This is a genomic window from Delftia sp. K82, from assembly GCF_002193035.1.
Taxonomy (GTDB): Bacteria; Pseudomonadota; Gammaproteobacteria; order Burkholderiales; family Burkholderiaceae_C; genus Comamonas; species Comamonas acidovorans.
This window is the reverse complement of sequence record NZ_MYFL01000003.1, coordinates 565,125-567,817: the sequence shown is the minus strand read 5'-3', so window position 1 is coordinate 567,817 and position 2,693 is coordinate 565,125. Positions and strand designations below refer to the sequence as shown.

General features: G+C 66.4%; 3 protein-coding genes. All 3 read left to right on the top strand.

Annotated features, from left to right (window positions below):
* A partial coding sequence (locus KDK82_RS33240; RefSeq protein WP_256974515.1) for a branched-chain amino acid ABC transporter permease occupies window positions 1-495 on the top strand: 495 nt, incomplete at its 5' end.
* A gap of 24 nt (window positions 496-519) precedes the next feature.
* Complete coding sequence (locus KDK82_RS19435; RefSeq protein ID WP_012203087.1) at window positions 520-1,584, top strand: branched-chain amino acid ABC transporter permease; 1,065 nt, start codon at window positions 520-522, stop codon at window positions 1,582-1,584.
* A 79-nt stretch (window positions 1,585-1,663) separates the two neighbouring features.
* A partial coding sequence (locus tag KDK82_RS19430; protein WP_088165952.1) for an ABC transporter substrate-binding protein occupies window positions 1,664-2,693 on the top strand: 1,030 nt, incomplete at its 3' end.

Here is a 2,693-nt window from a genome sequence, read left to right as displayed (position 1 = left end):
TTCGAGGGCGGCGTGCTGCTGAGCCAGGAAGACCTGTATGCGGCCTGCATCGCCGCGCTGCTGGTGGCCGCGCTCAGCGTGTTCTTCCAGAAGACCAAGACCGGCCGCGCGCTGCGCGCCGTGGCCGACGACCACCAGGCGGCCCAGTCCATCGGCATTCCGCTGTCGCGCATCTGGGTCATCGTCTGGTCGGTGGCCGGCGGCGTGGCCCTGGTGGTGGGCATCATCTGGGGCTCCAAGCTGGGCGTGCAGTACTCGCTGTCGCTGGTGGCGCTCAAGGCCCTGCCCGTGGTGATCCTGGGCGGCCTGACCTCGCTGCCCGGCGCCATCATCGGCGGCCTGATCATCGGCGTGGGCGAGAAGCTCTCCGAGGTCTACCTGGGCCCCATGGTCGGCGGCGGCATCGAGACCTGGTTCGCCTACGGCCTTGCCCTGTGCTTCCTGCTCGTGCGGCCCCAGGGGCTGTTCGGCGACAAGATCATCGACCGCGTCTGAGACCGTATACGGAGAACTTGCACCATGTTTTATCGTGAGAACGGTCAATTCAAGACGACCTACGCATCCGACCAGCAGATCTTCGGCGTCGCCCAGGACCGCTGGGCCATCGTGGCGCTGCTGGCCGTCGCCTTCCTGGTGATTCCCTTCAGCGTCAGCGACTACACCTTCCAGGCCGTGCTGATCCCCTTCCTGATCATGTCGCTGGCGGCGCTGGGGCTGAACATCCTGGTCGGCTACTGCGGCCAGATCTCTCTGGGCACCGGCGCCTTCATGGCCGTGGGCGCCTACGCGGCCTACAACCTGCAGGTGCGCTTCGAGGGCATGCCGCTGCTGGTGGCCCTGATCGGCGGCGGCGTGCTGGCCATGGTCTTCGGCGTGATCTTCGGCCTGCCCAGCCTGCGCATCCGGGGCCTGTACCTGGCCGTGGCCACGCTGGCCGCCCAGTTCTTCGTGGACTGGCTGGCCAGCCGCGCGGCCTGGGTGACGAACAACTCCTCCTCGGGCTCGGTAAGCGCAGGCCCGCTGTCCATCATGGGCTGGAAGATCGACACGCCCATGGAGAAGTACCTGCTGTGCCTGGGCATCCTGTGCGTGCTGGGCCTGGCCGCCAAGAACCTGGTGCGCGGCGCCATCGGCCGCGAGTGGATGGCCATGCGCGACATGGACGTGGCCGCCAGCGTGATCGGCATCCGCCCGACCTACGCCAAGCTCAGCGCCTTTGCCGTGAGCAGCTTCATCGTCGGCGTGGCCGGCGCGCTGTGGGGCTTCGTTCACCTGGGCGCCTGGGAGCCCGCGGCCTTCAGCCTGGACCGCTCGCTGCAGCTGCTGTTCATGATCATCATCGGCGGACTGGGCTCGGTGGTGGGAAGCATCTTCGGCGCGGCCTTCTTCGTGCTGCTGCCGCTGCTGCTCACCCAGGTGCCGCACTGGATGGGCCTGCCGCTGTCCACGGCCACGGCGACCTACCTGGAGCACATGATCTTCGGTGCGCTGATCGTGTTCTTCCTGATCGTGGAGCCGCATGGACTCGCCAAGTTGTGGGCCACGGCCCGCCAGAAGCTGCGCGTCTGGCCCTTCCCGCATTGAGTTGATCTGTATCGAGACAGGGCGCCACAGAGTGCCGGATAACCGGGGAATCTTCCCCAGCCAACTAGGAGACAACGTCATGATGTTCAAGAAAGTCGCCATCGCCGCCGCCACGGTCGCTGCTGGAATCGGCGCTCTCGTGGCCGCCCCTGCCGCACAGGCCCAGGACCAGTTCGTGCCGCTGCTGGTCTACCGCACGGGCCAGTTCGCGCCGCTGGGCATTCCATGGGCCGATGGCAAGCAGGACTACATCAAGCTGGTCAACGCCAAGGGCGGCATCAATGGCGTGAAGATCGCCTACGAGGAATGCGAGACGGCCTACGACACCGCCAAGGGCGTGGAGTGCTATGAGCGCCTGAAGGGCAAGGGCGGCGGCGCTGCCGGTTTCGATCCGCAGTCCACCGGCATCACGTTCGCCGTGACGGACAAGGCGCCCGGCGACAAGATGCCCATCATCACCACGGGCTATGGCCTGTCGCAGTCGGCCGACGGCAAGGTCTTCGAGTGGAACTTCCCGCTGCTGGGCAACTACTGGACAGCGGCCGATTCCATCATCCAGGACATCCTCAAGAAGGAAAAGGGCAGCCTCAAGGGCAAGAAGATCGCCCTGGTCTACCACGACTCGCCCTACGGCAAGGAACCCATTCCGCTGCTGCAAAAGCGCGCTGCCAAGGAAGGCTTCGACCTGACCCTGCTGCCCGTGACGGCGCCCGGCGTGGAGCAGAAGTCCACCTGGCTGCAGATCCGCCAGCAGCGCCCCGACTACGTGCTGCTGTGGTCGGCCGGCGTGATGACGCCCACGGCCGTGCGCGAGGCGCAGGCCACCGGCTACCCGCGCGAGAAGATGTACGCCATCTGGTGGGCCGGCTCGGACCATGACGTGAAGGACATCGGCGCCGGCGCCAAGGGCTACAACACCGTGACCATCCACAACACGGCCGAGCACGACAAGGTGCACGACGAGGTCAAGTCCATGGTCTACGACAAGGGCCAGGGCACGGCCACCGACGCCAAGGAACTGGGCGCCATGGCCCACACGCGCGGCATGGTGATCTCCATGTTGCAGGTGGAGGCCATCCGCACGGCACAGGAGAAATACGGCAAGGGCA

Excerpts from the sequence above, each read along its gene's own strand:
- KDK82_RS19435 (WP_012203087.1), top strand. The coding sequence starts at position 520 with ATGTTTTATCGTGAGAACGGTCAATTCAAGACGACCTACGCATCCGAC.